Source organism: Phytoactinopolyspora alkaliphila, from assembly GCF_010550695.1.
Taxonomy (GTDB): domain Bacteria; phylum Actinomycetota; class Actinomycetes; order Jiangellales; family Jiangellaceae; genus Phytoactinopolyspora; species Phytoactinopolyspora alkaliphila.
Genome location: NZ_JAAGOB010000010.1, coordinates 96,789 through 119,958, shown reverse-complemented (window position 1 = coordinate 119,958; position 23,170 = coordinate 96,789). Strand labels below are relative to the sequence as shown.

Below are 23,170 nucleotides of genomic sequence, written 5' to 3'. Positions count from 1 at the left end.
TTACGCCACGCCGTCCAGGAGACGGCGGGCCGCCGTTCGGGCGGAGTCGAACGCGTCAGCACGTCCGCCGGCTGTCAGCATGATCGACACTCCCTCGTGCACGAGCATGAGCTGAGCACCCACGGCGTCTCGCAGCGCGGCATCATCGACTCCGGCCTCAGTGAGCAGGCGCACGTACAAGGCATGTGTCCATTCCTTCTCGGCCCGGATGACGGCCACGCCCGGGTGGTCGATTCCGCCGATCTCCGCGTAAGCGTTGACGAACGCGCAGCCGCGGATCAGTTCGGCATACCAAGCCTCCAGGGCGTCGAACACGGCAAGGACTCGGGAGACTCCCGCGTTCACGCCGACCCGCTCGGACGCGTGATCTCGCAGATGCGCCTCCACGAATGCCTGCCACCGCTCGGCCCGCCTCTGCAGATAGAGCGCTACCAGCGCGTCCTTGGAACCGAACCGGTCATAGAGCGTCTTCTTCGTGGTGCCCGCGGCTTCAGCGATCGTATCGACTCCGACCGCATGAATCCCCCAGAGATAGAACAGCTCGCTCGCCGCATCGAGCAGGCGTTCACCCGCTGGGGTGAGCCGCCCGTCGGCCGGCAGTGGCCGGCTCCGTCGCGCCCGTGCCGCTGGACCCCGCAACCGAGACGGTCCGATCGCTGGCAACCTGCCGTCAGGCGGGGCGGCTGAGGTGTCCGGCATCGTACGCTCCTCGGGGCAGTTCGGCCCCACGGGATGAGACCGACCGGTATGTTCACATACGCATCGTTGTTTTCGCAATCGCGCCGTAGACCACCGGCACCGACCACTCAGCCCTTCAGTACATCTGCCGTGTTCCGTGTGGCGAACCAGCCGGCCACGAGTGTCAACCGGTCCTGCGGCACAGAGCGTCGCCGGCGAGCGTGCGCGCGTAGACGACGCGGCGGCCCTCGCGCCAGCGCGTCACCAGCCCGGCCCGGCGCAGCACCGACAGGTGGTCACTGATCCCACCGGCGCTGACGCTCATCCGGCCGGCAAGATCTAGAGTCGCGGCCGGCCGGTCCAGCTCCTGCAGGATGCGTGCCCGGCGCCGGCCGATCAGCGATTCCAGGGCCTCGTCGTCCACCCCCGCCGGCTCCCAGAGGTTGCCGATCCCCCTCGGCGGGTAGACCAGTGCCGGGTCCCAGGGCGGGTCGGTCCTCGGCCACACCCGCGGCCATGTGAACGCCGACGGGATGACGAGCAGTCCCCGGCCGGCGAGGTCCACGTCGGCCGTCTTCACCGTCGCCCGGACGGTGAGGCGGTCCGCGTCCCAGTGCACCGATGGATGCAGGTCGACGAAGGCCGCGCGCGACCCCACCGAGACCAGGCTCCGGGCGCGGGCGGTGAGCTCGGCTTCGAGGAGCGCCGATACCGTGGCCCACCGGGGCGCCAGGACAGCGCTCCACAACGCCCGCATCTGCTCCACCAACGCGGCCAGAGCCCCGGCCGGGTCTTCCACGAACGGCCGCGCAGGGGCCGGCAGGTCGTCGGCGTAGCGCTGCGAGATCTCGGCGGCGACCCGCTCCGGCGGTGTCGCGGCGACCCGGGCCAGTTCGGCCTCGATCGTCGGGTGCGGCTCCCGCGGCGGCGGGCTGACGAACACCGGCCAGTACGGGCCGCCGAACGGAGTGGCGGCGTTGAGAAGCGACAGGTCGAGCCCCTGTATCCGCGGCACGGCCCACGCCGTCCACCGCCGGTGCACCGTGTAGGGATCGGGCCGTCGCAGTACGTAGAAGGCGCCGATCAGGTCCATGAGCGGTGCGATGGCGAACCGGGTCCGCAACACGTCGTCCTGGCCGAAGCGGTACCGGATCACGGATTCAGCCTAGACTGAATCTCTGGATGTAGCCCCGGCGCGGGCCTAGAAACGACACATGACCGAAGACCGCGTCGGTATCGCGCGAAGGATCATCGACTCCAACTGCTACCTGACGCTCGCGACGGCCGACGCCGACGGCAGGCCGTGGGCCACGCCCGTGTGGTTCGCCTCCGAGCGGTACACCGACTTCATCTGGCTGTCGCGGACCTCGACGCGGCACTCGGCCAACATCGCCCGCCGTCCGGAGGTCGGTATCGTGGTATTCGACTCGACCGTGCCGATCGACCAGGGCCAGGCGGTGTACGTCGAGGCGGTGGCTGGGCAGGTCCCGGCCTCCGGGGTGGAAGCGGCGGTGGCGGTATTCTCCGCCCGGTCGGTGGCCGCCGGTGGCCGTCCCTGGCAGCTGGCCGACGTCGTCGCACCGGCCAGTTTCCGTCTTTACCGGGCCCGGGGAAACGCCCACTACGTCCTCGACGCACATGACAGCCGTGTCCCGGTCGATCCGGCCCCGACATGGTGACCTCGGCCGTCTGCATCCGCCGCCGTGCGTTGGTCACGCGCTCAGGGCGTGCGGACCGCTATGCCGAGACCCGTTCCCGCCGACCAGCGCCCGCGCGCCGTGCCGGCGGTCTACCTTTACATTGATTATCAAGGAGGAACGACGATGGGCAAGGTATTCATTCATGCGACCGTCACACTGGACGGATTCATGGCGGATAGTGACGGTGGCGTCGACTGGATGTTCGATTTCGAGGGCGTCGAGGAAGACGCGGAAATCATCAACAAAATCATGGAAGAAATCGGGGCGATCGTCGGCGGTGCCAACAAAACGCAGACCATCGAAGAGGGCGAAATACCTTATGGTGGCATGGTGAAAGTACCCACATATCTCATGACCCACGAAGCCCACGAACCCATCGAAAGAGATGGTATAACATACTCGTTTGTCGTCAACGACATCGCGCAGGCAGTCGAAGCCGCCAAAGCCGATGCCGGCGACAAAAGCGTCAGCTTGCTGGGCGGCAGCATATCCCGGCAGTGCTTGAATCTGGGATTAGTAGACGAAATTCAGCTTCACGTAGTGCCATTGCTGCTTGGCAACGGCATTTCATTATTCGGCGGACTCGATGAACGCATTACCCTGGAGCGCATACAAACAGCCGCCTACGCGGACGGGACGCACCTGCGCTACCGAGTAGTACGATAACCAGCAACCGTTCCCATGTTCAGTAGATCCGGGGCTAGCCTTGCGAGGCATATCCCGTCAGGAACGGCGCACCGAAACCGCGCCTTGTACCCCGCTGTTCGGACACCATGATCTTCGCGACCGGGTGAACCTGACCAAACTCACACGGCTAGCACGAACCCATTCCGCACACCGGCTGGAACCACCACGACAGTAATGAGGGTGGTGGGTACGATCTTCACAGTGCCGTACCCACCGGCCCAAAACTCCCCCGGTGTGATCATCACGATCGAGGTGGGACATGCCGTGAGGGCCGCGGCCGCCCCAACCGGCGATTTCGCGCACGCTCGGTCCCACGATCACGCTCGGTCCCCCGGCCACGCTCGGTCCCACGAACACGCTATGCCCCATCACCACAACGACGGCCATCAGCGATGGCGCTACTCGATCTGGAAGCCGGCCGCTTCGACGTGGCCCGGGACCGGATCGCGGTCTCGCGTCTACCGGCCGTTTCTCACACGACCGCTTCAACATGGACGCGCATACCCAGCGTCATCAGGAACCAGGCATCCAGGCCGGCAGCAGAATCCAGGGCGGGCCGGGGCCCAACAACCAGCTGCAAGTCACACCTCAGCCGGCGGGCAAACCCCGGCGATCAGCTGACCGGCTCCGCGATCAGCGGACGCGTCTCGGTCGCTGCGGAGCGGACCTCATCGGCGGCCTGATCGTCCGGCTTGGTCTGCGAATCGCGTTCCGCGGCGACCCGTTCGGCGTAGATCTCGACCTCGCGCTCCACCTGCTTCTCGTCCCAGCCGAGAACATCCGCCATCAGCCGGGCAACCGCATCCGCGGCCTCCAGACCGCGGTGCGGGTATTCGATGGAGATGCGCGTGCGCCTCGTCATGACGTCGTCGAGGTGCAAAGCTCCTTCATGAGTGGCGCCGTAGGCGACCTCGACCTTCAGGTAGTCCGCAGCGCCCGGAAGCGGTTCGAGCAGGTCCGGCCGGTCTGCGGCCAAGGCGAGCACCTGATGAACGAGCGAGCCATAGCGGTCCAGCAAGTGGCGCACCCGGTACGGGTGCAGACCGTGCTGGGAGGCCAGCCGATCGACCTGGTTGACCAAGGCGTGGTAACCGTCGGCGCCGAGGAGCGGCACCTTGTCGGTGATGGACGGGGCGATCCGGCCCCGCAGGTCTCCGGCGGCCGCGTCGATGGCGTCCGCGGCCATCACCCGGTAGGTCGTGTACTTGCCGCCGGCGATCGCCACCATGCCCGGAGCCGGGCGCGCTACCGCGTGTTCGCGGGACAGCTTGGACGACTCGTCGCTTTCCCCGGCCAGCAACGGGCGCAGCCCAGCGTAGACGCCTTCGATGTCGTCATGGGTCAGAGGCGTGGTCAGCACCGAATTGACGTGGTCGAGGATGTAGTCGATATCGGCCCGCGTCGCCGATGGGTGCGCGAGGTCATAGGTCCAGTCGGTGTCCGTGGTGCCGATGATCCAGTGGTTACGCCAGGGGATGACAAACAAGACCGACTTCTCGGTGCGCAGGATCAGTCCGGAATCGGCGGCGATGCGGTCACGGGCGACGACGATGTGGACGCCTTTACTCGCCCGCACCCGGAACCGGCCGCGGGCGCCGGCCATCCGCTGCATCTCGTCGGTCCACACGCCGGTGCAGTTCACCACGACGTCGCAGGTGACATCCTGCTCCTCGCCGGTCTCGACGTCGCGGATCCGGACCCCGCTGATCCGGTCAGCCTCCCGGAGAAAGCCGACCACCTGTGTGGACACACGAACGACCGCACCGTAGTGGGCGGCGGTCCGCGCGACGGTCAGGGTGTGCCGGGCGTCGTCGGCCTGCGCGTCGTAGTACCTGATCCCGCCGATCAACGAGTCGTGGCGCAACGCAGGGAAAAGCCTCAGGGCTCCCGAGCGGGACAGGTGCTTCTGGCCGGGAACGGAGCGAGCTCCCCCCAGGCTGTCGTAGAGGAACAGGCCGGCGGCCGTGTACGGGCGCTCCCACAGCCGATGCATGAGCGGATACAGAAAGCTCACCGGTTTCACCAGGTGCGGCGCGAGCCGGGTGAGCATCAGCTCACGCTCCCGTAATGCCTCTCTCACCAGCCCGAACTCGAACTGCTCGAGGTACCGCAACCCGCCGTGGAAGAGCTTGCTCGAGCGGCTGGACGTGCCCGCCGCGAGGTCGCGCGCTTCTACCAGCGCGACCCGCAGGCCCCGCGTGGCGGCGTCCAGCGCAGCGCCGGTTCCCACCACGCCTCCGCCGATGACGACGACGTCGAAATGCTCCTCGGCCAGGCGTCGCCAGCTGCGGGCGCGTTCCTCCGGCCCGAGACTGCCGGCTTGCCCATCGAACTGCGGCTCTGTGCTGCGCTTGGCCACCTTGACCTCGCCTCCTCGCGGGTCTTCCGTCACGACGTCCAACGCTACCCGGAAATTCACTCAACAGCGTAGACAGTCACTGATCTAGAGCGGTAGTTTCGACCTAGCTCGGTGGATCACACGAGTACCTACGGCAACGGCGCCGGGACTCTCCGCTACCGGACGTGCCGCGTTACGTTGCCACGTCCTGGAGGGGGTCCAGATGGCCTTCGGTGAAATCTTCTATTGGGAGCTGCTCGGGACGGGCATGCTCGTCCTGCTCGGCTGCGGCGTTGTGGCCAACGTTTTATTGCCGAGGAACAAGGGTTTCGGCGGAGGCTGGCTCCTCATCAACTTCGGATGGGGGCTCGCTGTCTTCGCCGGCGTCTACGTCGCCGCTGCATCGGGCGCGCACATCAACCCGGCCGTCACCATCGGCCTGGCGGTCCAGGGCGACGTGACGGAGTGGAGCGACGTACCGGCCTATATCCTCGGCCAGATGACCGGTGCCATCATCGGCGCCGTCATCGTCTACTTCGCCTACAAGCTGCAGTTCGACGCCGGTGAGGAGCCGGCGCTGAAACTCGGGGTGTTCTCCACCGGTCCTGAAGTCCGCAGCTACGGCTGGAACTTCCTCACCGAGGTGGTCGGCACGTTCGTGCTGGTCTTCGTGGTCATGTCCATCGGCCCGCACCCCATCGACATCGGCCCGCTCGCGGTCGCCCTGCTGGTCGTGGGTATCGGCGCCTCGCTCGGTGGCCCCACCGGGTACGCCATCAACCCGGCCCGTGACCTCGGCCCTCGTATCGCGCACGCGTTCCTGCCCATCAAGGGCAAGGGCAGCAGCGACTGGGGCTACTCCTGGGTTCCGGTTGCCGGGCCGATTGTCGGCGGTATCCTCGCCGGTCTTCTCGGCAGCGCCGTGTTCTGATGAGATGGGTGATAGCGGCGGCGCGCGCGTCAAGTTCCGTCGCTGTCACGCCTCACGCACCCTCGAACTTCACGTACGCACTACCCACCAGCAACACGAGGAGAGCCCATGGCTCAGTACGTAGCCGCCATCGATCAGGGCACCACATCCACCCGTTGCATGATCTTCGACCACTCCGGCAACGTGGTCTCGGCGGACCAACGCGAACACGAGCAGATCTTCCCCCGCGCCGGATGGGTGGAGCACGATCCCCAGGAGATCTGGCGCAACACCCGAGAAGTCTGCGCCGGTGCGCTGGCCAAGGCAGACCTGGTCACCGATGACGTCATCGCCGTCGGCATCACCAACCAGCGCGAGACGGCGGTGGTGTGGGACCGGACCACCGGTGAGCCGGTCTACAACGCCATCGTCTGGCAGGACACCCGCACCGACAAGATCGTCGACGAGCTGGCCCGGCAGGGCGGCGGGCAGAATCGGTATCACGCGACCACCGGGCTGCCCCTGGCCACCTATTTCTCCGGTCCGAAGGTGAAGTGGATCCTCGACAACGTCGAGGGCGCCAGAGAGAAGGCCGAGGCCGGAGACCTGGTCTTCGGCAACATGGACACGTGGGTGCTGTGGAACGCCACCGGCGGGACCGATGGCGGCGTGCACGTCACCGACCCCACCAACGCATCACGCACGCTGTTGATGGACCTCGACACGCTGACCTGGAACGAGCAGAACGCCGCCGACATGGGCATCCCGATGTCCATGCTGCCGGAGATCCGCTCGTCGTCGGAGGTCTACGGCCACGTCCGCGCGCGCGGCGCGTTCGCCGGGCTTCCGCTGGCGGGCATCCTGGGTGACCAGCAGGCGGCCACGTTCGGCCAGGCGTGCCTGGAGGTCGGCGAGGCGAAGAACACCTACGGCACCGGCAACTTCGTCCTCCTCAACACCGGCACCGAGAAGGTGATGAGCGAGAACGGCCTGCTGACCACGGTCTGCTACAAGATCGGCGACAACGAGACCATCTACGCGCTCGAGGGTTCGATCGCGGTCACCGGCTCGCTGGTCCAGTGGATGCGGGACAACCTCGGCATCATCAGCAGTGCGCCGGAGATCGAGCAGCTCGCCGACAGCGTCGACGACAACGGCGGCGTGTACTTCGTCCCGGCGTTCTCCGGCCTCTTCGCGCCCTACTGGCGCTCCGACGCACGCGGGGCCATCGTCGGGCTCACCCGATACGTCAACAAGGGCCACCTCGCGCATGCGGTCTTGCAAGCCACGGCGTTCCAGTCACTCGAGGTCATCGAGGCGATGAACGCTGACTCCGGGGTTCCGCTGAAGTCGCTGAAGGTCGACGGCGGGATGGTGGGCAACGAGCTGCTCATGCAGTTCCAGGCCGACATCCTCGGGGTCCCGGTGATCCGCCCGGTGGTGGCCGAGACGACGGCCTTGGGCGCGGCGTACGCGGCCGGGCTCGCCGTCGGCTTCTGGGAGACCGAGGAGGACATCCGCACCAACTGGGCTCAGGACAAGCAGTGGGACCCGCAGATGGACCAGGACGAGCGGGACAAGCAGTACCGCAGGTGGAAGAAGGCGGTCACCAAGACCTTCGATTGGGTCGACGAGGAGACCGACTGATCCGGCACCGGTAGGCTGAGGACCGATGACTGAGTCCTCCGCCCCGCTGTGGCCTGCGCCGACCGCACCTGCACCGGTCGATGCTGCCATCACGCTGCCCGGTTCGAAATCCGTGACCAACCGAGCGCTGATTCTCGCCGCTCTGGCCAGTTCGCCATCCCTGGTCGGCCGCCCGCTGATCGCACGGGACACCCGGCTGATGGCCGGCGCTCTGCGAGCGCTCGGTGCCGAGATCGACGACGACACTCACGGCTGGCGGGTCACACCGGCCACGTTCGACGGCGGCGGCAAGGTCGATTGCGGCCTTGCCGGCACCGTCATGCGGTTCGTGCCGCCGGTGGCCGCGTTGGCCGCGGGTGACGTCGTCTTCGACGGCGACGCGCATGCTCGCGTCCGCCCGATGGGCGCCATCATCAACGCCCTGCGGCATCTCGGCGTCTCCATCGACGACTCCTCCGGCGACGCGGGCCGCCTGCCGTTCACCGTGCACGGTGACGGACGGGTTCCCGGGGGCGAGGTGACGATCGACGCATCGGCGTCGTCTCAGTTCGTCAGCGGCTTGATGCTGGCCGGCGCCCGCTATGACCGCGGCCTCACCGTCCAGCACGTCGGAAAGCCGATCCCGTCGATGCCGCACATCGAGATGACAGTGAACATGCTGCGGGAACGTGGCGTCGTGGTCGATACAGCGTCGGCCAACACGTGGCGGGTAGAGCCGGGCCCCGTCTCGGGGATCGACACCACCATCGAGCCGGACCTCTCCAACGCCGCGCCGTTCCTGGCCGCGGCGCTCGTGACCGCCGGCGAGGTGCGGATACCCGGCTGGCCGGCGTTCACCAGCCAGCCCGGTGACGCGCTGCGCGAGCTGCTCGCCCAGATGGGCGCCACCTGCGTGCTGGGCGACGTCCTCGCGGTGAGCGGGACCGGGGCCATCCACGGCATCGACGCGGACCTGCATGACGTCGGCGAACTGACTCCGGTGCTGGCGGCGCTGGCCGCGCTCGCGGACTCGCCGTCCCACCTGCGTGGCATCGCACACCTGCGCGGGCACGAGACAGACCGGCTGGCCGCGCTTGCCACCGAGATCAACGGCCTGGGCGGCGACGTCACCGAGACCGCCGACGGCCTCGTCATCCGCCCCCGGCCGCTGCAGGGCGGCGTGTTCCACAGCTACGCGGACCACCGCATGGCCCAGGCGGGTGCCGTCCTGGGCCTGGCGGTCCGCGGCGTCCAGGTCGAAGACATCGCCACCACCTCGAAGACGCTGCCCGACTTCCCCGGCATGTGGGCCAGCATGCTCGGGTTGGAGCCTGTGGCGTGAGTCCGCGGCCCAGGCGGTCTCACGCGTCGTACGACGAAAGTGACGTCCGAGTCCGCCCGGGACGCGGCACCCGGCCGCGCAGCAAGATCCGTCCGGCGCACAGCGGCGCCGTGCCTGGCATGGTGGTGGCCGTCGACCGCGGCAGGTACACGTGCGTCATCGGCGACGACGACCAGGTGGTCACCGCCATGACCGCCAGGGAACTGGGGCGCAAGGCCGTCGTCGTCGGAGACCGGGTGGGCCTGGTGGGTGACGTGTCCGGAGGCGCCGGCACACTGGCCCGCATCGTCAGGGTGCATCCACGCACGTCCGTGCTGCGCCGGACGGCCGATGACGACGACGACGTGGAGCGCGTGATCGTCGCCAACGCCTCTCATCTGGTGATCGTCGCCGCGGTCGCCGACCCCGAGCCGCGTCCCCGGCTGATCGACCGGTGCCTGGTCGCCGCCTTCGATTCGGGGATGACGCCGCTGTTGTGTGTCACCAAGTCCGACATCGGCGACCCGTCCGAGCTCGTCGGCATGTACGCCCCGCTGGACGTGCCCACCGTCGTCACCGGCGCGCACGACGAACAGGGGATCGCTCAGCTGCGCGATGCGCTGAACGGTGAGATCAGCGTCCTGGTCGGGCATTCCGGCGTCGGGAAATCCACCCTGGTGAACGCTCTCGTGCCCGGTTCGGACCGGGCCATCGGCGCGGTGAACGTCGTCACCGGCCGCGGCCGGCACACCTCCACGAGTGCGGTGGCGCTGCGACTTCCGGACGGCGGATGGGTGATCGACACGCCCGGCATCCGCTCCTTCGGACTGGCGCACGTCGATCCCAGCACGTTCATCACGGCGTTTGCGGACCTCGCCGCCGAGACCGACGAGTGCCCGCGGGGTTGCACCCACGGAGCGGGTGAACCGGAATGCGCGCTCGATGACGCTCGCGAGGCGGGCCGCCTGGACCCCGCCCGCATCGACTCGTTCCGCAGGCTGCTGGCCAGCCGCGAACGACAAGCCGGCGACTGAACCCCCTCGCGATCACCATGAGCCCCGCCGAGCCTGTACATTCTGGGCGTGGCCCATGACGACGACCTCCGTTTCGCGCACGTGCTCGCCGACGATGCCGACTCCCAGACACTCTCCCGCTTCCGGGCCGCCGACCTCAAGGTCGACACCAAGGCCGATCTCACCCCGGTCACGGATGCGGACCGCGCCACCGAAGAGGCAATTCGCCGCACCCTGACCAGGGCGAGGCCGCGCGACAGCATCGTCGGAGAAGAGTTCGGCACCGACGGCTACAGCTCCCGGCGCTGGGTCGTCGATCCCATCGACGGTACGAAGAACTACCTGCGCGGAGTGCCGGTCTGGGCCACCCTGATCGGCCTCATGGTCGAGGACCAGGTGGTCGCCGGGGTCGTGTCCGCTCCGGCGCTCAACCGACGGTGGTGGGCGGCTCGTGGCACCGGCGCGTGGACCGGGCGTTCGCTGTCGTCGGCGACTCGATGCCGGGTGTCCGACGTCGCCACGCTCGATGACGCGTCGCTGTCCTACTCGGAGCTGAGCGAATGGGAGAAGCACGGTCTGCTGCCGGAGTTCCTGGAGCTGACCCGGGCGTGCTGGCGTACCCGCGCCTACGGCGACTTCTGGTCTTACATGCTGGTGGCTGACGGCGCGGTGGACATCGCCATGGAGCCGGAGCTGGCCCTCTATGACATGGCCGCCCTGGTGCCCATCGTCGAGGAAGCCGGCGGCCGGTTCACCGGACTCCACGGCGAACCCGGCCCTCACGGCGGCAGCGCCGTGGCCACCAACGGGCGGCTGCACGACGACGTCCTCGCCGCCCTGGAACCAGCCGGCTGACTCCCGGACCGGCTTCTGATCGAACAACGCCTCACGCGTGCGGAGGCTGGTCCATGTCCTCGATCCGCACCGACCACAACGCGATGGTGACCACCACGGCCGCGACGGCGAGAAGTGACGCGCCGACCACCGCCGCGACGTTGACGCTGCGGGTGAAGCCGTCGAAGGCGCTGATCAGCACGTCGTCCGACAGGACATCCGGCAGGCGTTCCGCGACCGCCACGGCCCCACCGAGGGTCGCGGAGGCGGCGTCGGCCGTGTCCGGCGGCAGTCCTGGTGGCAGAGCCGTACGCATGTCGCTCTGATACACGGCGGTGGCGACACTGCCTAGCAGGGCGATTCCGAGCGCGCCGCCGAACTCGGAACCGGTCTCCGAGATAGCCGCGGCGGCTCCCGCGTTCTCCGGCGGAGCGGTGGCGACCACCAGGTTGACAGCGAGCGCCATCGCCAGGCCCATGCCGAGGCCAAGGATGCTGTAGCCGGTCATCAGGAACGCGATGGAGTCGTCGGCGGCCAGCCGGCTGAGGAGGCCGAAGCCCACCGCACCGAAGGCCAGACCGGCGCCGACGATCACACCGGGCCGGATCCATCTCACCAGCAACGTGCTCAGAGTGATACCGGCCATCATGACCCCCACCATCGGCAGCATCCACAGCGCCGCCGTGAACGGCCGGTATCCCAGGACGAGCTGCATGTGCTGAACCACGAGCATGCCTAGACCCGCGGAGGCGAGCACGATGGCCAGATTTGCGCCGATCGATGCGGAGAAGGCGCTGCGGCGGAACAGCCGGACGTCGATCAGCGGGTCCGTCCCGACCCGTTGCCGGCGAACGAAGACGTAGCCGATCACCAGGCCCGCCACCACGGCAGCCAGCGCAGTCACCTGCCAGCCGTTCTCCGCCAGCTTCTTCAGGCCCCAGATCACGGCCAGCACCGCCGCGATGGACAGCCCGGCGCCGGGGAGGTCGAATCCGCGTGCGTGGGGATTGCGAGATTCCGGCACCACCACCGGGGCGAGGACAAGCAGGAGCACCATGACAGGAATGTTGATCAGAAAGACCGAACCCCACCAGAACCGCTCTACCAGCAGGCCGCCGATGATCGCGCCGAGCGGGAAACCGGCGCTGAACGAAGCGGTCCACACACCCACCGCCGCCCGGCGCTGGCCCGCGTCGTGGAACATCGACCGGATGAGCGCGAGCGTGGACGGCGCGAGCGTCGCGCCACCGATACCGAGCAGCGCCCTGGCCAGGATCAGCATCTCCGCACTGGTGGAGTACGCGGCCATCACCGAGGCCGCACCGAAGGCGAGCGCACCGGCGATCAGCAGTCTGCGGCGCCCGATCCGGTCCCCGAGCGTACCCATGCTGATCAGGAGTCCGGCCATGAGGAATCCGTAGATGTCCATGGTCCACAGCAGCTGGCTGCCGCTGGGGCGGAGATCGGCGCTGAGCCACGGCGCAGCCATGAACAGCACGGACAGGTCCATTGACGCCAGGAGAGCGGGCAACGTCAGGACGGCCAGACCGAGCCATTCGCGCCGGCCCGCTCTGGTCGGGGAAGTCGTTTCACTCATGACATGAACTATACAAACGTCTTATACGTATGTCTAACACGCACGTGTAAGTTAGGGTTGGCCGCTATGGGGCACCGTGAAGATCTCCTGGCAGGCGCGAAGAAGTGCCTGTACGAGAAGGGGTACGCACGCACCACGGCACGTGACATCGTGGCCGCGTCGAACACCAACCTCGCCTCCATCGGCTACCACTTCGGCTCGAAAGAAGCGCTGCTCAACGCCGCGCTCATCGAAGCCAGCGACGAGATGGCGGAGGAATTCATCCAGCTCACCGGGCGTGAGATGACTTCAGGCCGACCGGGCAGCACAGCCGAAGCCTGGGACCGCGCCATGAAGGAGTTCGCCCGGTATCGCCAGCTCCTGATCGCCCAGGTCGAGGCCTGGGCCCAGGTAGAACGCTCACCCGAGCTGCGCTCCGAGCTCGCGCGCCACTATGAAGATGGGCGCGTCCGGGGAACCGCCGCCAGCAAGGACATGATCCCCGCTGCCGACGACAGGACCGGACGCGCGATCGCGGCCGTGACCATGGCGCTGGCCGACGGATTGATCATCCAGTGGCTCCTCGATCCGGACCAGGCGCCCACCGGGGAGGACATAGCCCTGGGCATTCGCGCCCTCGCCGGCGTGGCCTCAGTCACTGATCCTGACATCGAGTCTGGCGGCGAATCCGGCAACGCGCATGACGACGAGTCCGGCGCGGAACCGATCGGGCAACAGAGGCAGGCCACCGGCGAAATCCGGGCATAGCCCTTGATTTTCCTCCCTTCGTGGCGCAGGGTGACACCTCGGACCTTGATCAAACGAGCTCGCCGGCAATTTCTTGGAACAGTCGCGTCATAACCGAGGCTTCAGCCCGTTCTGGTTGGTGACAGGGGAATGCGAGCGGCACGACAGGGGGTGACCTTGCGCCACGTGTCGGGGTGCCGCCAGACCGGTTCGCCGGCCACGATGCTTGCCGCGTCGTGGCTGGCGCATCGTCATGGGGACTACTCCACGTTGCCCGACCCACTACCACCACCAGGAGTCGACGCCGTGCTCGAAGCTCTTTCCGAGTCGTCCACCGACCCGACGAGAGTCATTGAAGCCCTGACCCTCTTCGCATGGGACAGCGTGACCAACTCGGCGGATCTGACGTGCACGCTCGAAGAGATAGACGCACTCTGGGACCTTCTGGAGAACGACGGAGGCAGCGTTATTTCCCGTGCTGACGCGCGCCATATCGTGACCGAAGGCTGGGTGGATGCCGTCGCCGCCGAGCGCGGCTCGCCCGGAATAGACGCATTGTCCGGATTGCACACCACCGGATACCTGATTGGCCGCATACACGAACTGGACCGGTTGACCGACGGAGCCACCGCAGCCCTGATACTCCTGGCCGTTACCTGGAAACAGCCGGACAGCCCGTGGACACGCATCTCCCACATCCTCCAGGTGGCCTCGGCACTGCGAGACGCCGTCCGCCCGGAGGCCACACTCGGCCAATTCGGCACACATTGCTCTTTAGCTCTGGTACCGGACGATACTCGCTCCCGGCTTGAGCGAGTACTGTTGAATAAAAGACTCCAAACGGAAGAACTCAGGACATCCGGTATAGCCGTGAATCTGTTCCCTTTACCAGAAGATCGGTCCCGTGTAACTGAACTAATCGTACGACTTCAGGACGGATCAACGGTCGGCGACAAATCTGGGCCGATCGGCCGGTACCATCCCGGTCACGAGTCCCTAGACTGACGGTTGACCGAAAGAGGTAGGGACTACACCGTTGACGACTCCAGCTGAAGCACCGAGCGACGCCCAGCTCATCGCGCAGACGCGCGAGGGCGACATGGGCGCATATGACGAGCTGTACCGCCGTCATTACGACGACGCCTCCCGAGTGGCACGGATCGTCACCAACAACAGTGACGAGGCCCAGGACGTCGTCTCCGAGGCGTTCACCCGGGTACTGACCCGGCTGCGCGAGGGCGGCGGGCCTGACACTGAGCTGACTCCCTACCTGCGGACGGTCGTCAGGCGGCTCGCCATCGACCGGCACCGCAGCTCTCAGCGCGACGGCCAGCCGACCGATCAGGCCATCCTCGAGATTCTGCCGCGGACTGACGACCCGATGGCTCGCGCCACCGACCGCGAGCTCGTCCGGCAAGCGTTCGAGACCCTTCCTGACCGCTGGCAGCAGGTGCTGTGGCACACCGAGATCGAGGGGCGCTCGCCCGCGTCCCTCGCATCGAGCCTGGGCAGCACCCCGAACGCCGTCGCCGCGCTGGCATACCGCGCTCGGGAGGGCCTGCGGCAGGCCTATCTTGCCGTCAACCTCTCGTCCGATGTGCGCGCCGAGTGCCGCCCCTACGCCCCGAAGGTCGCCGCCTATGTCCGCGGCACCTTGTCGGCACAACACACGCGCGCGGTCACCACGCACCTCAGCGAATGTGCGCATTGCCGGGAGCGACGCGACGAACTCCTGCTCCTCGTCTCCGACCTTCGTGGCACCTTGTGGCCGGCGCTGCTTCTGCCTGCCGTGGCCGGAAGCGCGGTATTCGCCGGAGCAGCGGCGGCGTCCGGAGCCGCTGTGGCCGGAGGCGGAGCCGCAGCGGCGGCAGGCGCGGGCGGCGGATCGGTCGCTGCTACCACGGTGTTCGCCGGGGCAGGCGCGGGTGCGTCGGCAGGTGGTGGCGCCATGGCAGGCGCCGGCGCGTCGACCGGCGGGACGGGTGCCACGGCGGCCAGCGGGGCCGCCGCGGCGTCCTCGTCCGGGTCCGGCGGCGTGCTGTCGGTCCTCTCGCCGGGACGGCTGGCCAGGATGGGCGGCAAGACGCTTGCCGGGGCGGCAGGCGTCGTGGCCGCCGGCGTGATCGTCGCGGGCGCGTACATGATGATGAACGACGGCTCGTCCGACGATCCGGTGGACCGTGCAGCCCCTCCGGCGGCTACGAGCGAACCGAGCGGGGGTAATCCGACGTCGTCCGAAAGCACGCCGGACGCTCCAAGCTCTCCGAGCTCTCCTGACTCCTCCGACGAGCCGACCACAGACCCGAGCGAGCCCGTCACTGATGAGCTCCAGGCACCGGGACCTTACGCTCCTGGGCAGGCTCCCCCCGACGACCAGCGCTTGCCGGTCAGCAACCCCGAGCCGAGGGCACCGGAGAACCCGCAGACCCCTGACACCCGGGAGACGCCGGACGACGAGACCGACGAGCCCGACGATCCCACACCGGACCCGGAGACCAGCCCACCTCCGACCGACAGCGACGACGAAAGCCCGCCGACGGTGACCAATCCGCCGCAGACGAGCACGGTCGAGGCCGGCAAGCCCCTGACCCTCCAGGTCAACGTGTCTGGCAGCCCCACTCCGTCGGTGATTTGGCAGACCCGCCAGGCTTCCTCGGCGTCGACATCGGCCAGGGCCGGCGGGGCATTCTCCGCCGCCAGCGGACAGGGGTGGAGCGACGTTCCCGGCGCCACGTCGTCGTCACTGACCATCACGCCGAGATCGACCGACAACGGGCGCCAGTACCGCGCGGTCGCGACCAACGAGTTCGGATCGAAGACCACTGATCCGACCATGCTGAATGTTCAGTTCGCGCCGGAGCGCATCACGAGCCCGAAACCGGCCACCGTCAACGAGGGCGGGTCGGTTACCTTCACTGCCGCGGCCAGCGCGAATCCCGCTCCCAGCAGTGTCACCTGGCAACGCCGTAAGGGCGGCGGCTCCTGGCAGAGCGCCGGAGCGGGAAGCATGAGCCAGGGCACCACGGCGACCCTCGAGCTGTCCGGCGTCGACAAGTCTCTCCACGACTACGAATACCGCGCCGTGTTCAAGAACTCGGTGGGTGAAGGCAACAGTAACGCCGCCTCCCTCACCGTCTACTACCTCGCGCAAGACGTCCAGACGATTGAGGCCTCGCTCGGATCAACCGCGGAGTTCGAAGCTCAGATATCGTCCAACTCGGTCACGGCGAGATGGCAGAAACGGGAGGCTGATGGCCGGTGGCAAGAGGTCAAGAGCACTGAAGGAAAGCCACGCGTGACCCTTGAAGTACCGGTCACAAAACTTGAGCAAGACAAGACCCAATACCAGGTAATTTTCGAGACACCCGCCGGACGTATCACCACGAGTACCGCTGAGCTTCGAGTCCACCAACCTGAAGGTTCTGCGATCACCATAAAGGGCGATACCAACGAGAAGTATTGCGTTGTGCGAAAGACTGACGAAAATGATGGTGAATTCGCTCGCGGAGTGGAGCTAAGCAAGCCCGCTAGCTGCGCAGATCCGCCACCGTACTGGTCGATATACAGCGTACATGACCTTGCCGATACCACAAGGCCCAACGGATATGTTATCCGTTGGGCTCGTTCTGGTTGTTTGACTAGACAACAAGAAGGTCGAGAGAGTCTTGCACTAAAACCCTGTAGCACTGATGTCTCCCAGCGATGGCATTTCGGACCGAGAGGTCTTCATGGTAGGCAAATTAAGTCGGAAGCAAATGAAGACCAGGATGTGGGCCGTTGTCTCGACGTCAAGGGTGGCAGCACACAAATTAGGGCGGGAACTGAAGTAATCGTGTGGAATTGTCGTTCCACGGACAACAGGAACCAACTCTTCCAAATCTCTTAGTTCCCAGGCGTTCCATCACCACCTGCCGCGCGGCCAGATCTGGTCGGGCGGCTTTGTCGCGCCTGGATCGAGGCCAGCATCTTGGGGCTTCAGGCGCCGTAGAGCCACCTCCGCGCCCGCACCGCGACGATCCCTCCGGGCTGCACCGTGGTGTTCCCCCGCGCCTGCACGCTGGCGACCTTTCTCACGCCAGTCAACACTTGCACTGCTTCCAAATACGCACCGACATAGGACCTGACCGCTGCACCCAGCGTTGACTTCTATGCCCAGCATTGACTTCTCTGCCGTGAATCGCGTTTCAGCTTCGAATCCAGGTCGCACACGCGATCCTGGGCATAGAAGTCAACCCTCAGCAGAGAAGTCACGGCCCGACCCACACACATCCGCACCTCGCCAGCGCCGGGATCCGGGCCCGCCGAGGCGCGCTCCCGAACCCAGCCGACAAAGGAGCCGCAGCGCACCGCGACCGGTAGCGGTATCAGTCTCACCCAGCATCTAGCGTGACGGTTACGTGAACGCGTTTCCGCTGGTCAGCGCGTCAGCAAGAAAAACCTCAGAAAATCTTGGCCAACCCGCGTCATGACTGACACCGGGCCTCGTCAAGTGGGGCATAGGGGTGTTGATCGTCTCGGTAAGGAGGACACGGCCACATGACCGCATTGATCGCCATGGACGAGCTGCATGCCATGGACTGGTTCGGCCAGCAGGACAGCTGGCGAGCCTTCGCGGCTTGTCGGGGCATGGACACCGACTTGTTCTATCCCGAAGGACGCGGGGGCACGTTGCGCAAGCGCGAAGCCATCGCGAAGACCGTCTGTGAGTCCTGCCCGGTCGCGCCGCAATGCCGTGACGCCGCACTGCAGACGCCGGAACGCTTCGGTATCTGGGGCGGGCTCACCGAAGGCGAGCGAGGCTGGTCTCGCCGCTGAGCCGGCGAAGTACGTAGACCGCTCGTACAAGGACGGTCCGGCCACGCGCGTCGTGGTGTGCCCACTGCACCGGGGACAGTGGGCACACCACGGCGCGTGATGGACGCCGACCACCGTGCCGTGTGTGCCCGGCATACCTCAGGTTGCGGCTACTCGCTGTAGAAACTCGGCGACGGCCGGCTCGACGCGTTCGGGAGCGTCGATGAACGGCCAGTGCCCGCTGCCGTCGATAAGCAGGGTCTCCGCCCGCGGGAAGCTGCGCAGTTGAGCGCCGGCCTGGGCCGCCGGGATGTACGGATCAGCGGTGCCCCACACCACCAGCGCGGGCCGGTTCAGCCGCGCTAGCTCAGGCGAGGCACGATCCGCCCAGCGAGCCAGGTCGGTAGCGCGATACAGCCGGAGCACGGCGCGCCGGGTGCCGTGGTCGAAGTCGTCGTACATCCGGTCGACGAACTCGCGGGGAAGGCCCCGGGGATTCCCCACGCCCATGAGCATCCGAAAGCCTGTGCGCGTAGCGGTGACCATGAACGCCTCACCGGCCACGGCGGTGCGCCACACTCTCGCCAGCCGGTGCCACCGGTAGCCGAGGAGCACACCTGTGTTGATGAGTACGGCGCTGGCGAACCTGTCGGCGTGATCTACCGCCCACTGCAGGCCCCAGGGCCCACCGAAGTCATGAAGGACCAGGTGAGCCCGCCCAACGCCGAGACTGTCCAGTGCCTTGGCGATGAACGACGCATATCCGTCCACCGTGTACGGGAAATCAGCCGGCTTGCCGGACCTGCCGAATCCAGGCGCATCCCATGCCACGACCCGTCGGAATCCGCTGACGCGATCCATCAGGCCGATCCAGTCGGCGCCGGAGCCTGGGTTGCCGTGGATGAAGACAACGGCTTCGTCATCCTGGACGGGTCCGGCTTCGCGCAACACCGTACGAATGCCTTCGACGTTCAGTTCCCGTTCACGGACAGTCGTGCTGGTCATCGTGTCACCTCCACGGCCTCGTGAGCGCCAGTGCCGCGTGCCACCAGAGCACGTCGTCGCCCATGCAAGTTGCCGGTCAGAACACGCGCCACAGCGGTGGGGCGGAAGAGCAGCGACGGCGGCTCCAGCAAGGCACTCACACGCATGAACCGCACAGCCAGGTCCGTGTCACGTTCGGCCGCCGCCTGGAAGCGGCCCACATAGGCATTCACCAGGCGGGTCGAGACCGGTTGCGCCTTCTTCACATCCACCACGGCGACATCGGCACTGGTCGCCAGCCGCCACGCGACCGCAATAGACGAGGCGGCGGCGCGGAAGAAACGGCGCGCCAGGTCCCGCTCCCCCCGGCGCAGGCAGTCGCGCAGCGCCAATGCCTGCAAGGCGGCTACGGACATGCCCTGGCCGTAGATGGGATTGAAACTGCAGATGGCATCACCGAAGACCAAGAGCCCAGCTGGGAATCGGCGGATCTTCTCGTAGCGCCGTCGTAGGGCGGCCGGAAACCGGTGCGTGACTACCTCGCCGAGCGGTTCGGCATCCCGCAGCGCTTCGACGACGTGGTGGGGAGCAAAGCCAGCGATGTGTTCCACCATCCCGGCGGCGTCAGACGGTAACCGCTCGCCATAGCCTGACACGGTGAAGATCCAGGAGTCGTTCTCGTTGGCGATCAAGGCCATGCCGCTCGGCCGCCCGGGTCGAGCTCCGATGATGACCTGCTTCTCAGGTATCGCACCAGGCTGAAGCCGGACCGGCCGGCTGGAGTACTTCACGCCGACGGGCAATCGCTCCTCAAGCACCCGGTCATAGCCAAGGCGCTCCAGCCATGCCGGTGTCCTGGCGCCCCTCCCCATGGCATCGACCACCAGGTCGGCGTGCAGAATCTCCTCAGCACTGCTGTCTGCCCTGCGCATCACGCGTGCGCCGGTCACCCGGTCGCGCGCGTCTGGGGCGGCCAGGCCCACCACGTCACACCCGTCAGCGAACACCAACCCAGGCATGGCGCGCACCCGTGCACGCAGCGCCGCCTCCAGATAGGGGCGGCTCGGTTGATACACCGGCTCATCGGCGACGGGTTTGGGACAAAGGACGTGTCCGGCGACAGAGAAGTGCAGCGAAGTGAAGTTGTCGAGCAGCGGCACGCCACCTGCCACCAGCTCCTGAAGGATTCCGGGAAAGAGTTCTTCGAGGATCTGTGATCCCCTGGGAAGGAGCGCATGCACGTGCCGCGCCTGTGGAACACCACGCCGATGCTCGGCTCCCCCCGGGAGCGTGTCCCGCTCGACGAGAGTTACGCGCTCGTAGGCGTCGGCCAACACCCTGGCGGCGAGCAAGCCGCCCACGCCGGCACCGAGCACCACCGCGTGATCACCGATCTGTCTCATCGAATCCCTCCAGCCGGACGAGCCGCTCAAGCGGCGTCACGAAGTGGTGCCGATTGACACACTGGATTCGACCGTGCTGAACTCCGCCGTGTGTGGAGCCTAAGAGACACGAAGCTGTCACCTCGGCGATCGCGCCACAGTTAGGGCACGCGCAGAGGACCAACCCCACGCCGCTGCTCCCACCACCGGTCCCGGTCTTCCACATCTCTAGCACCTCCACCGCTTGGGTTTCAGTGCCACATTGCGCCGGCGCTCTGCTCACCTACCAGGTCAGATGATGTTCAATCACTGCTCACTTCCAGCCGTGCAGCTCGCGCTCCCACAACCACGCGGCAATCCCCTCGACCCCGCGGGCGAGGTGGCGGCGATATGTGCTGAAGGGCAGTCCGAGCACCTCGGCGGCGCGCTCCTGGGTGGCAGCCGGCCGCAGGAATGTGCGATCGACCGTGCGGTAGGCCCGGTCGTCGCGGGCATCGGCCCTGAGCGTGTCAGCGGCTTCGTGCAGCAACTCGCGCAAGACGGCGATACCGCCGCCCTCGCTGTGATCACACACCACGCGAGACCGTAGCAGCGGGTTCTCCGCCAATCGGTCAGGACGGTGCAGGTCGCGCAGGGCGGCGCGCACGGCGTCGGCGAACTCGGGATGAGAGAGGACGAGTTCCGCCGTGCCGGTGGGCTCCGTGACAGGAGCGCCGATCTCTCGTTCACCCATCATCTCCAGCCACCTCTCCACGCCGAGGCGCCGGAAATCATGCGCGAACACGCCGTACCTGTGTCCGCCGACCTCGTACTCGGCCGCGGGTGCGCGGTGATAGTCGATATAGGCGAAGAGAGGCTCCCAGTACTCAGCGTCTTCGTATGCCGCGATGAAGTCCCAGGCCAGGTGTTGCGCCGCGAGCAGATGCGTCACATGAAGCGCCGAGATGACGTTCTGAGAGGGCGACGGCCGCTGGTAGGCGACGCTGTCCATGAAGAACCGCGCCACGTACACCTCGTCTCCGCGACGCGGCGGCCCATGCCGCGCCACGTAACTCCAGACGGCGCGCGCCCCGGGATCCGCAGCGATGTCGGCCTCGGTCGCCTCGTGCAGTGCCAGAATCCCGCCGTAGCCGACCGGTGCACCTCCTCCGATGCGGATGGGAAAGAAACGAGCGGCAGGGCGGCCCATCCATCTGGCCACGAGCTCGGCCTGCGCCGCGCCTTGATGTCGTCGCGTCATCGCCAGGATCGGCTCACGGTCCTCGGCCCGGTATTCGTCGGAGTACGCATGCCCCAGCGTCGACCATTCCCAGAAACTGCTTACCGACGGGTTGTTTCGGTGCAGGAAGACCAGATCGTTGACCTTGCGCTGCCGCTGATCACCAACGGATGAACGAGTGCCGTCCACCACATGCCGCCGGATCCTGCGGTGCAGGTCCGCGTAGGACGCCGGATCGCGCCAGCGCAGGTCCGCGTCGAGCGCGTCGCGCGCCACGTCGTGCGGATAGAGCCCTTCCGGGGCTTCGTCGATGAACGACAGACCCCGCAGCCAGGTGAACAAGTCGTGTGCACCGTCACTGCCGAGCGCAGCCCGCAGCAGCTCTTCGGTGGTGAACCTGGCGTGCGCGCACACCTCCAGCGCGATGCGGTGCTGCGGGCCGGGCACGCCATCGACGAAGGACTCGAGCAGGACCCGCACCACGTCAGGCATGTCCTTGAGTGTCAGGGGCACCAAGGCGTCGTGTTGTTTGAGAACGTCCACCAACAGCGACAACGCCAGTGGATGGGCGTGTGTCATGCCTAGTGCCCGGTCGTGCAGACGCGCGGGTACGGAGTTGAGCGTCAAGAACGTCCGAGCGTCGTCGGGCGGCAGATTGCGCAACGCAATGGACCGCACGATGTCACTCCAGCCTGCCCCGCTCGTCCAGCCTGCCGATGGAGCGTTCCGCCCGGCGACGACGACTCGCGCGGCAGCCGGGAAGTCCGGCAGAAGTTCGTCATGAAGCCAGCCGTCCAGCGGGGCGAGCAACTCGTACGTGTCGAGCAGCAGTACCGGACGGTCCACTACTGCTAGGGCATCCACCGGCGACGAGCCGATCGGTGCGCCGAGAGACGCAGCCAGGGCTGCGTTGAACGCCGCTGGTGACGGACCCACCGTGCGCGCATCGATTCGAATCGTCGTGGCACCGGCAGCCGTCGAGATCTCCGCGAAGGCCTCGAGCAAAGCTGATTTGCCCACGCCGCCAGGGCCGTGGACGAACAGCACGGCGAAGGCCGGGTCCTCGGCCTCGAGTACGGACCGGAACAACTCGATCTCACCGGTGCGGCCGACGAACCGGCGTTGTCTCCTCCGGCGCAACTTGTCGGCCAGCTTCGGTGCGCCCGCGCTCTGTGTGGCCCCCATGCCCATGACACTTCTCCCCTGGTGAGAAGAAGGTTAGCCAGTAGGGTCGCCCGGCGGAAGAGTTGCCGCGCGTTCCTTGCACCTGTGGCGGGGGGGGGGGGCCCCCCCCCCCCCCCCCCCCCGAGCAAAAACTGGTCGGGGCCGGGGGCCCGCCCCGCGCGGCGTGGAACCGGGCC

18 protein-coding genes are annotated in these 23,170 nt (G+C 67.0%); 11 read left to right on the top strand and 7 right to left on the bottom strand.

The features are described from left to right. Together G1H11_RS18195 and G1H11_RS26605 are read right to left on the bottom strand one after the other, a co-directional pair. Positions 1-699 (bottom strand): TetR/AcrR family transcriptional regulator, encoded by a 699-nt coding sequence (locus tag G1H11_RS18195; RefSeq protein ID WP_163820015.1) that lies wholly within the window; start codon positions 697-699, stop codon positions 1-3. Positions 700-862: 163 nt separating this feature from the next. Beyond that, complete coding sequence (locus tag G1H11_RS26605) at positions 863-1,834, bottom strand: DUF5937 family protein (RefSeq protein WP_163820014.1); 972 nt, start codon at positions 1,832-1,834, stop codon at positions 863-865. A 58-nt stretch (positions 1,835-1,892) separates the two neighbouring features. Between G1H11_RS26605 and G1H11_RS18185 the strand changes: the two genes are divergently transcribed. Together G1H11_RS18185 and G1H11_RS18180 are read left to right on the top strand one after the other, a co-directional pair. After that, on the top strand, positions 1,893-2,357 hold the full coding sequence (locus tag G1H11_RS18185) for a pyridoxamine 5'-phosphate oxidase family protein (RefSeq protein ID WP_163820013.1): 465 nt from the start codon (positions 1,893-1,895) through the stop codon (positions 2,355-2,357). 144 nt (positions 2,358-2,501) lie between these two features. Continuing rightward, complete coding sequence (locus G1H11_RS18180) at positions 2,502-3,044, top strand: dihydrofolate reductase family protein (protein WP_163820012.1); 543 nt, start codon at positions 2,502-2,504, stop codon at positions 3,042-3,044. A 634-nt stretch (positions 3,045-3,678) separates the two neighbouring features. Here G1H11_RS18180 and G1H11_RS18175 read toward each other — a convergent pair. Beyond that, entirely contained in the window at positions 3,679-5,424 is a 1,746-nt protein-coding gene (locus G1H11_RS18175) for an FAD-dependent oxidoreductase (protein ID WP_163820109.1), read from the bottom strand. Positions 5,425-5,626: 202 nt separating this feature from the next. Between G1H11_RS18175 and G1H11_RS18170 the strand changes: the two genes are divergently transcribed. The 5 genes from G1H11_RS18170 (at position 5,627) to hisN (ending at position 11,128) form a co-directional block, all read left to right on the top strand. Next, complete coding sequence (locus tag G1H11_RS18170; protein WP_163820011.1) at positions 5,627-6,334, top strand: MIP/aquaporin family protein; 708 nt, start codon at positions 5,627-5,629, stop codon at positions 6,332-6,334. Positions 6,335-6,442: 108 nt separating this feature from the next. After that, positions 6,443-7,960, top strand: coding sequence for a glycerol kinase GlpK (glpK, locus tag G1H11_RS18165; RefSeq protein ID WP_163820010.1), 1,518 nt, complete (start codon positions 6,443-6,445; stop codon positions 7,958-7,960). Positions 7,961-7,985: 25 nt separating this feature from the next. Then, positions 7,986-9,281 (top strand): 3-phosphoshikimate 1-carboxyvinyltransferase, encoded by a 1,296-nt coding sequence (gene aroA / locus G1H11_RS18160; protein ID WP_163820009.1) that lies wholly within the window; start codon positions 7,986-7,988, stop codon positions 9,279-9,281. Beyond that, complete coding sequence (gene rsgA / locus G1H11_RS18155; RefSeq protein WP_216843897.1) at positions 9,278-10,294, top strand: ribosome small subunit-dependent GTPase A; 1,017 nt, start codon at positions 9,278-9,280, stop codon at positions 10,292-10,294. Before aroA ends, rsgA begins: the two co-directional genes overlap by 4 nt. A gap of 48 nt (positions 10,295-10,342) precedes the next feature. After that, positions 10,343-11,128 (top strand): histidinol-phosphatase, encoded by a 786-nt coding sequence (gene hisN / locus G1H11_RS18150; RefSeq protein ID WP_163820007.1) that lies wholly within the window; start codon positions 10,343-10,345, stop codon positions 11,126-11,128. Between the two features lie 31 nt (positions 11,129-11,159). On the opposite strand, the gene G1H11_RS18145 is transcribed toward hisN, so the two are convergent. Next, positions 11,160-12,704, bottom strand: a complete 1,545-nt coding sequence (locus tag G1H11_RS18145) for an MFS transporter (protein ID WP_163820006.1) — start codon at positions 12,702-12,704, stop codon at positions 11,160-11,162. A gap of 66 nt (positions 12,705-12,770) precedes the next feature. Here G1H11_RS18145 and G1H11_RS18140 point away from each other — a divergent pair, with 66 nt between their 5' ends. The 4 genes from G1H11_RS18140 to G1H11_RS18125 all read left to right on the top strand — a co-directional run bounded on the left by G1H11_RS18140 (position 12,771) and on the right by G1H11_RS18125 (position 18,245). Next, entirely contained in the window at positions 12,771-13,451 is a 681-nt protein-coding gene (locus G1H11_RS18140; RefSeq protein ID WP_163820005.1) for a TetR/AcrR family transcriptional regulator, read from the top strand. Between the two features lie 285 nt (positions 13,452-13,736). After that, positions 13,737-14,435: a hypothetical protein gene (locus G1H11_RS18135; RefSeq protein ID WP_163820004.1), complete on the top strand. Its 699-nt coding sequence runs from the start codon at positions 13,737-13,739 to the stop codon at positions 14,433-14,435. Between the two features lie 31 nt (positions 14,436-14,466). Beyond that, on the top strand, positions 14,467-17,316 hold the full coding sequence (locus G1H11_RS18130) for a sigma-70 family RNA polymerase sigma factor (protein WP_163820003.1): 2,850 nt from the start codon (positions 14,467-14,469) through the stop codon (positions 17,314-17,316). Between the two features lie 668 nt (positions 17,317-17,984). Further along, positions 17,985-18,245: a WhiB family transcriptional regulator gene (locus G1H11_RS18125; RefSeq protein WP_163820108.1), complete on the top strand. Its 261-nt coding sequence runs from the start codon at positions 17,985-17,987 to the stop codon at positions 18,243-18,245. 138 nt (positions 18,246-18,383) lie between these two features. Here the strand turns inward: G1H11_RS18125 and G1H11_RS18120 are convergent, their stop codons facing one another. The 3 genes from G1H11_RS18120 to G1H11_RS18110 form a co-directional block, all read right to left on the bottom strand. Beyond that, positions 18,384-19,229 carry an alpha/beta fold hydrolase gene (locus tag G1H11_RS18120; RefSeq protein WP_163820002.1) on the bottom strand — a complete coding sequence of 282 codons (846 nt, stop codon included), beginning with the start codon at positions 19,227-19,229 and terminating at the stop codon, positions 18,384-18,386. Continuing rightward, complete coding sequence (locus G1H11_RS18115; protein ID WP_216843896.1) at positions 19,226-20,611, bottom strand: FAD-dependent oxidoreductase; 1,386 nt, start codon at positions 20,609-20,611, stop codon at positions 19,226-19,228. Before G1H11_RS18115 ends, G1H11_RS18120 begins: the two co-directional genes overlap by 4 nt. Before the next feature lie 292 nt (positions 20,612-20,903). Next, complete coding sequence (locus G1H11_RS18110) at positions 20,904-22,994, bottom strand: ATP-binding protein (RefSeq protein ID WP_163820001.1); 2,091 nt, start codon at positions 22,992-22,994, stop codon at positions 20,904-20,906. Between the last annotated feature and the right edge of the window lie 176 nt (positions 22,995-23,170).